This window comes from Kitasatospora sp. NPDC034023, assembly GCF_055575795.1.
The window spans coordinates 1-7,689 of sequence record NZ_JBVIRY010000086.1; the positions used below are offsets into that span (position 1 = coordinate 1).

At 70.4% G+C, this 7,689-nt stretch carries 4 protein-coding genes and 2 pseudogenes; 4 read left to right on the forward strand and 2 right to left on the reverse strand.

The genetic code is table 11. The features are described from left to right. Positions 1-93: 93 nt before the first annotated feature. Complete coding sequence (locus ACZ52R_RS43110; protein ID WP_465755543.1) at positions 94-2,001, reverse strand: RHS repeat domain-containing protein; 1,908 nt, start codon at positions 1,999-2,001, stop codon at positions 94-96. A gap of 165 nt (positions 2,002-2,166) precedes the next feature. Then, positions 2,167-3,027 carry a LysR family transcriptional regulator gene (locus ACZ52R_RS43115; protein WP_465626613.1) on the reverse strand — a complete coding sequence of 287 codons (861 nt, stop codon included), beginning with the start codon at positions 3,025-3,027 and terminating at the stop codon, positions 2,167-2,169. Positions 3,028-3,225: 198 nt separating this feature from the next. Between ACZ52R_RS43115 and ACZ52R_RS43120 the strand changes: the two genes are divergently transcribed. The 4 genes and pseudogenes from ACZ52R_RS43120 to ACZ52R_RS43135 all read left to right on the forward strand — a co-directional run bounded on the left by ACZ52R_RS43120 (position 3,226) and on the right by ACZ52R_RS43135 (position 7,140). After that, positions 3,226-3,912 carry an isochorismatase family protein gene (locus ACZ52R_RS43120; RefSeq protein ID WP_465755544.1) on the forward strand — a complete coding sequence of 229 codons (687 nt, stop codon included), beginning with the start codon at positions 3,226-3,228 and terminating at the stop codon, positions 3,910-3,912. A gap of 145 nt (positions 3,913-4,057) precedes the next feature. Beyond that, positions 4,058-5,311, forward strand: coding sequence for an MFS transporter (locus tag ACZ52R_RS43125; protein ID WP_465755545.1), 1,254 nt, complete (start codon positions 4,058-4,060; stop codon positions 5,309-5,311). Positions 5,312-5,421: 110 nt separating this feature from the next. Then, a pseudogene (locus tag ACZ52R_RS43130) lies at positions 5,422-6,150 on the forward strand (HAD-IIB family hydrolase); the annotation flags it as partial. 464 nt (positions 6,151-6,614) lie between these two features. After that, positions 6,615-7,140: pseudogene (locus tag ACZ52R_RS43135) on the forward strand (GNAT family N-acetyltransferase). Positions 7,141-7,689: the final 549 nt, after the last annotated feature.

Genomic DNA, 7,689 nt, shown 5'->3' on the forward strand with positions numbered 1-7,689 from the left:
CACGACAACACACGCAGCCAGCCTCTCACCGCCAACCAGCCGATACCAGAGGTAAGTTGAAGCGATCACCGGCTACGAAAATCTTGTATGAGCCTAGATCGTGATAGTCCCCAAGAGGGTGCCGCCGGCGCCTCCGGCGGCACCGAGGAGGAGGTCCTGCGGGGTGGTGGGCTGGCATTGGACGGTGTTGACGAGCCAGGTGTAGCCGGCGCCGACTGCGGCGTTGACGCCAGCCGCGGTGAAGGTGGCGGCGGTGCCTTCGAGGGCGAGGGCGGTGGCGGCGGTGCCGCCGATGGGGGCGAGGAGGCCGGCGCCGACGCCGATCAGGGCGCCTTTGCCGCTGGCGGCGGCGAAGCCGGTCCAGCTGAAGTCCTTGCCCTGGTGCTGCCAGGCATAGACGCCAGCGCCGATGATGCCGCCGGCGACGCCGCCGATGAGGGCGCTGATGCACATGGGGCAGGCGCCGGAGGGGTCGGTCTGGTTGGTGGGGTCGCCGTTGGCGTAGGTGTAGGCGGAGGTGAGGGGTGCGCCGGTGCCGGTGGTCAGCGGGTCGCGGGCGGTGAAGGTGCCGGTCGCGCTGTCGTACTGGCGGGCCCTCAGGTTGATCTGGCCGGGGAGGTTGGGGTCGGTGTACTGGCCGGTGAAGCCGAATGGGGCGGGTGTGGCGGCGGTGCCGCTGGTGGTGCGGTTGCCGCGGTTGTCGTAGCTGTAGGTGGCCTGGTTGGTGCCGGTGGCGTCGGTCGTGGTGGTGATGGAGCCGATGCGGTCGTGCTGGAAGTAGAGGCTGCTGGCGGATGTGTCCATGGACTGGGGCAGTCCGTCGGGGCCGGTGTGGTAGGTGGCGGTCGGAGCGCCGGTGGCGTTGGTCTCGGTGGCGATCTGCGGGAACACGCCGTTGATGTCCCAGCGGGTCGTGCGGTCGGCGGTGCCGTTCCTGGTGGTGGTGGACCGGTTGCCGTCGGCGTCGTAGGTGAAGGCGAGCGTTGCGGTGGGGAGGCTGGCGCCGGTCAGGCGTCCTGCGGGGTCGTAGCTGTAGGTGCCGGAGGGGTCTGCGGTGCGGTTGCCGTCGGCGTCGTACCGGTAGTTCGTGCTGGTGTTGCCGGTGGTGCTGGTGGTGAGCTGGTCGGCGGCGTCGAAGGTGTTGGTGGTCTTCGCGCCGCTCGGGGCGGTTGCGGTGAGCTGGTTGCCGGCCTTGTCCCAGGTGTAGCTGGTGGTGCTGTTCGGGGTGCAGGCGCTCGGGCTGGTGCCCGTGCAGGTACTGGTGAGGCGGCCGGCGAGGTCGTAGCTGTAGCTGGTCGCCGGGCGGGGGCTGGGACCGGTGTCCTGGTATTGCTCGGTGGTGACGCGGCCGTTGGCGTCGAGCGTGTAGTTCTTGGTGCCGCTGGCGTCGCTGGTAGTGGCCAGCCGTCCGGCGCGGTCGTAGGTCCGGGTTTCGGTGACCGGGGTGGTCGTGGGGGTCGTCGCGGTGAGGAGGTTGCCGGCTTGGTCGTAGGTGTAGGCGACGGCCTTTCCGGTGGTGGCCTGGCCGCTGGTGTGCTGGTCCTTGTCGTAGGTGTAGGTGGTGGACGTGTTGTCGGGGAAGGTGCGGCCGGTGAGGTTGCCGTCGGGGTTGTAGGTGTAGGCGAAGTCCTGGTCCAGGCCCGGGACGGTGACTCTGGTCAGGCGGTCGGCCGCGTCGTACTTCAGGGTTCGGGAGCCGGTGGCGTCACTGACGCCGGTGATGTGCCCGGTGGCGTCGTAGTCGTACGTGGCGCCGGGGGTTCCGTCGGAGTAGGCGACCGCGGTGATCTGGCCGGCGCCGTTGACGGTCGAGGTGATGGTCTGGCCGCGGGCGTTGGTGACCTTGGTGCGGTTTCCGTCGGCGTCGTAGCCGAAGGAGACGGTGCGGCCGAGCGGGTCGGTGACGGTGGTGGTGCGTCCGGCGGTGTCGTGGCCGTAGCCGGTGGTGTGGTTTTCCCGGGGTGAATCGCGGCGCCGCGGGTGGGTGCAGCAGGTCGTCACAGCGTCACAGCGCCGGTTGCGCGGCGCTGCGCAAGGATGGTCATCCCGCGCGGCCGGTCCGTTCCGCGATCACGGTCGCGGGCAACGTCGGCGTCTCCCGAGGAAGCTCGCGGATCTACGGAGACGTGCCCGACGTGTTCGGCCTGCCGGGTGCCGTGCCGCTGCCTACTTGATGTGACGCAGCAGGGCGGTGACGGCTGGATACACCTGCCCTCGGGGGTGTACCACCATCACCTTCCAGGTGGGTGCGTGTTGGGTGAAGTGGTGTGGCGTGAGGTCGGGGAAGCGGGCGGCCAGGGATGTGGGCATGATGCACACGCCGAGGTCCTGGCGGACCAGGTCGGTGGCGGCCAGGATGTCGTTGACCTCGAAGGTGGCGGTGCGGTCGACGAGGGCCGCGCGGAAGGCCCGGTCGACCGAGTGCCGGATGGCCCAGCCGACGGGGAATTCCACCAGTGGCAGGGCGGCGGCCTCGGCGAGGGTGACCGGTCGCTCGCCTTCCATGGCGCGGCCCGGTGCCGTGATCAGGACCATCTCCTCCTCCTTCAGCACGCGTGTGGCCAGTCCTCGTTGCTGGGGGCGGTCCAGTGCCGCGACGGCCACGTCCGTGGTGCCGTCGCGCAGTGCCTGCAGGATGTCGTCGGCCGGTGCCTGGCGAAGCCTGAGCGTTACCTGTGGGTGCTGGTGGCGGAAGGCGGCCAGTGCCTGGGCGAGGCCCGTGTGGAGGCCCTGCATGACGCCGATCGTGATCTCTCCCGTCAGCTCTCCTTTGACGAGGTCGACGGCGGCGCGGGCTTCCTCGGTTGCCCGCAGTGCGGCGCGGGCGGCCGGGAGGAACGCCTGGCCGGCCGGGGTGAGGGATACCCGGTGGGTGGTCCGGTGGAAGAGCGGTGCGCCCAGCTCGCGCTCAAGGGTTCGCACCGTGGTGGAGACCGCGGACTGCACCACGTGCAGGCGTCGTGCCGCCGCGCTGAAGCCGCCCTCCTCGGCGACCGCGACGACGACCTCCATCTGTCGAAGATCCATTTCGCCTCCGTATCCCCTCCGGGCCCGCTGACTCCAGGCTATCTCTGACAGAGATTACCGTCATCTTCAGCCATCTCCTCGACATGGGAAGCGGTGGCGGTGGCACGAGGTTGAAGAGGTCGTCGGCAGCGAGGGAGCTGCCGGTGCACCAGGGCCTCCGGCCCGTTGCCGGATGCCCGCCCTAAGCAAGGAGACGTCATGTCGAACAACGGCCTCATCGACCCCGCCGACGCCGCGGTTCTGCTGGTGGACCACCAGAGCGGTCTGCTGCAGATCGTCAACCACACCAACATCCACGAGCTGCGCAACAACGTGGCTGTTCTGGCCAAGGCCGCCACCCTGGCCGGCGCCCCGGTGATCGCCACCGCGTCGGTCCCCGAGGGCCCGAACGGCCCGCTGATCCCCGAGGTCTTCGACAACGCCCCCCAGGCGACCTACATCCAGCGTCACGGTGAGATCAACGCCTGGGACGTGGAGGGCTTCCGCAGCGCCGTCGCGCAGACCGGCCGCCGCACCCTCCTCGTCGCCGGCATCATGACCAGTGTCTGCGTCGTCGAGCCCGCGCTGGCCGCCCTCGCCGAGGGATACGACGTGTACGCCGTCATCGACGCCTCCGGCACCTACTCCGACGAGGCACAGCGGATCTCGATCGAGCGCCTTAGCCGTGCGGGCGTCAAGGTCATCGACGTCCTGGGTGTGGCGGCCGAGCTGCAGAAGACCTGGGCCCGCGAGGACTGGGCCGCCTGGGGCGGCATCTACGCGAGCGTCAGCCCCGGCTACGCCGCTGTCATGGAGTCCGTGGCCCGCGCCCAGGCGGAGGCCACCGGGTCCGAGGGCGCCGGCGCCGAGGTCAAGTGGGCCGAGGCCCGCGGCCGGCTGGCCTGAAACCCTTCGCCCGCCCCGGGCCGTCCGGCCCGGGGCGGGCGAACCCGTCCTTCAGCGACTTGAGTTTCACGGCCGGCGTCGGTCCCAGGCGACGCCGGCCGGCCACCGTCACCACTCGGAGCACTCACGAAAACGGAGCACCCCCATGTCGTTGTCCGCCCCCCGGCTCGTTCGCCGGGCACCCGGCCAGCAGATCGCCGCCCGGCACTCGGCCCGCAGGCACGGGGCCGGGTTCTGGCTGATCGCCTCGGCGTTCGTCACGGCCATGGCGTTCTCCACCGTCCCGACGCCGCTGTACCCCCTCTACCAGGCACGCGACGGCTTCTCCACCTTCACCGTCACCATGGTGTTCGCCGTCTACGCCCTCGGCGTCCTGGCCAGCCTGCTGCTGGCCGGGCACATCTCGGACTGGGTCGGCCGACGCAAGGTTCTGATCACGGCGCTGACCCTCGAACTGGCCGCCGCCGCACTGTTCCTCACCCAGCCATCCCTGCCGCTCCTTCTCCTCGCACGGCTGGTCACCGGCCTCGGTGTCGGCATGCTCACCGCGACCGCCACCGCGCACCTGCACGAACTGCACAGAGCACACCGCCCCGACGCCTCGCCGCAGCGCTTCGAGATCGTCTCCACCGCGGCCAACATCGGCGGCCTCGGCTTCGGCCCGCTCATCGCCGGCCTCCTCGCCCAGTACCTCGGCGCCCCCCTGCGCCTGCCCTACCTCGTCTTCGGCGCCCTGCTGCTGATCAGCATCGCCGCGGTCGCGCTCACCCCCGAAACGGTCCAGGTGCAGTCCGTCAGGCCCGCCTACCGGCCGCAGCGCATCAGCACCGACCACGGTGACCCCGCCGGATACCTGGCCGCCGCGGCCGCGGGCTTCGCGTCCTTCGCGGTCTTCGGCCTGTTCACCTCGCTGGCCCCCGGATTCGTCGGCCACACCCTGCACCACCCCTCCCGCGCACTGGCCGGACTGACCGTGTTCGCCGTGTTCGGCGCCTCCGCCGCGGCCCAGACCCTCACCAGCCGCCTCGACGCCACACTGCGCAGGAACATCGGCCTGTACGCCCAGGCCACCGGGGCGACCGCACTCGCCGTCGGCATGCACACCGCCAGCCTCACCCTGTTCCTGGTGGCCGGCATCACGGCCGGCATCGGCGCCGGAGTCCTGTTCAAATCCGCCGTCGGCACCGTCGTCGCCATGGCCACCCCGGCCAAACGCGGCGAAGCCCTCGCCAGCCTCTTCCTCATCTCCTACCTCGGCCTCGCCCTGCCCGCCATCGCCATCGGCATCGCCACCCGCTACACCACCATGACCACCGCGATGACCTGGTTCACCGCGGTCCTGCTCGCCCTGCTCACCACGGCCGACCTCCTCGCCCGCCGCCCCTGCCACACCGACTGAGCGCATCCTCCGCCACCAGGCCCAAAGACCCATGCGGCGCCACGCCCAGCCCCGTACGGCCCGGCGCCCGGCCCACGCGACCAGCCCGCCCCCGGTCCGGAAAGTGCACCATGACAACGACGCCAACGCCGACTCCAGCCTCCCCGCCGCATCCCCGGCCGAAGCTGGTGGCGACCGACCTCGACGGCACACTCCTACACAGCGACGGCAGCCTGTCCCAGCGCACCCGGGCCGCCCTGACCGCGGCGAGCAAGGCCGGCATCCGCATCGCCCTCGTCACCGGCCGCCCACCACGGTGCGTTCCCGCCCTGCTGGAGACCATCGGACGGCACTACGTCATCGCCGCCAACGGCGCCGCACTGTACGCGCCGGACGCGGCCACGATCCACATCTCCCCAATACGGTCCGACACGGCGACCGAACTCGTGACGCGACTGCGCGATGCCGTGCCCGGCGTCTCCTTCGCCGTGGAATACGAGACGGTATACGGCCACGAACCTGACTACCCCAACTGGTCGTTCGGCGAAGAGGCCGTCGAGCTGATCGGTCCCGCCGAGGACCTGCTCACGCCGGCGCCGGGCCGCCATGTACTCAAGCTCCTCGCCCACCACCCCACACTGCCCCTCGACGTCTTCTACGAGCAGGCGCGACGCAGTGCCGGCGGCAGTGCCGAGACGACCCACTCCACGGGTTTGTCGCTGGTGGAGTTCAGCGCGCCCGGCGTCACCAAGGCCGCCACACTCCTCGCGTGGAGCAGCCGGCTCGGCATTACCGCCGACGAGATCGCCGCCTTCGGCGACATGCCCAACGACCTCCCCATGCTCAATGCGGTCGGCGCGCCCTACGCCATGACCAACGCCCACCCGGACGTCCTACGGGCCGCGCGTGTCGTACAGCCTCCAACGACGAGGACGGCGTCGCCCAGGCCCTCGAGCGGTTCATCGCCGCGCCGGCGCACGCCCACTGAGCGCGCTGAACCGCCTCGTGCGGGCCACCGCTACACTCGCGTGCTGCCCGGTCTGCACCGCAGTCGGCGTTCGGCGTGGGACAAAAACCGGTGCACTATTCGTCAGCGCATGCGGAACGGATCATTCTGGATTCTGCGGCGAGCCGGGAAGCAGGGGGGTGTTCCACCGGGCCCAGCCAGCGGGAGGCGACGGTTGTCACCGAAGTTGGGACAACGCTGGTTTGTGACATCGGAGTTGGGACTGGTCGCTCTCGTCGACCGATGCCGGTCAGGAGCGGCTGCCGCTCTCGGTCGTCTGAAGCTCCTGCTCGGTGGGCGTGCGATAGGTTGCCCGCCATGGCTGAACTCGGACCCGTTGCCTGGCCGCCGGCCCCGATCAGGACCGAGCGGCTCGTGCTCCGCGAGCCCGAGGTGCGGGACCGTGCGGCGTTCATCGAGTTGCTGGCGTCGCCGGAGGTGCATACCTACCTCGGCCCCGGCCGTGTGACGAGCTCGAGCGCGAGCTGCCCGGGGTGCCCAAGCGGTGGCCCGGGAGTTTCGTCGTCGATCTCGACGGGGCGATGATCGGCCAGATCCTGCTCCGGAGCGTTACCGCCCGGCTGTCGCGGGGAAGGCCGATCTCGGCTACCTGTTCCTGCCGCGGACGTGGGGGTTCGGGTACGCCGCCGAGGCGTGCGCAGCGGCACTCGACTGGTTCGACGGCGTCCTTCCCGGCGAGCCGGTGGTACTCACCACCCAGACCGCCAACGTCGGCTCGATGCACCTCGCGGCGAAGCTGGGGTGCACCTCGGTAGAGCGGTACCACGCATGGGACGCCGAGCAGTGGCTCGGCCTGCGGCCCCCAGTCACGCCGTCCGCTTGAGCCCGTACTCGACAGCGCGGATCCACGAGGCCACCGATCGGTCGTCGGCCCCGGCGCGCCGCGTGCACCAGCGCTTCCCAACTTCACTGTCAAAAACCGGCGCCGTTCCCGACTTCGGTGACAACCGTCCCGGCTTCGCTGTCACAGGTCAGGAGCCGCCGAGGCCGGCAGACCGCCCAGGGCCGTGCAACACGGCACTGCAACACGCCCACCCCAGGCCTCTCCCGGCCACACAGCCCCTGATCAGACCCGCAACACGCCCCCATGTCGCACCCCAGCGCAACACCGCGTTGCACCCCCGCGTTGCACCCCGAACTGTCCCGTGACAGCGGACCCGGACCGATTGCCATCGAAGGTGGACCAACGACCGTTCGTGACAGCGAAGATGGACCGCTGATGAGGATCCGGGCAAATGGCTCTGCCCGGATCTGCGGATGCTGTGGGCGATCTTCGTCTGAGAGGACGTTAAGTCCGTTTCTGGTAGATGCCTCGTCCGGGTTGGGTGAGGAAGCCCTGGCGGGTGAGGCGTCCGAGGCGGGAGCGGGTGAC

What these genes read in the sequence shown, in the direction of transcription:
- ACZ52R_RS43120 (WP_465755544.1), top strand. Translation starts at nt 3,226, where the DNA reads ATGTCGAACAACGGCCTCATCGACCCCGCCGACGCCGCGGTTCTGCTG.
- ACZ52R_RS43115 (WP_465626613.1), bottom strand. Translation starts at nt 3,027, where the DNA reads ATGGATCTTCGACAGATGGAGGTCGTCGTCGCGGTCGCCGAGGAGGGC.
- ACZ52R_RS43125 (WP_465755545.1), top strand. Translation starts at nt 4,058, where the DNA reads ATGTCGTTGTCCGCCCCCCGGCTCGTTCGCCGGGCACCCGGCCAGCAG.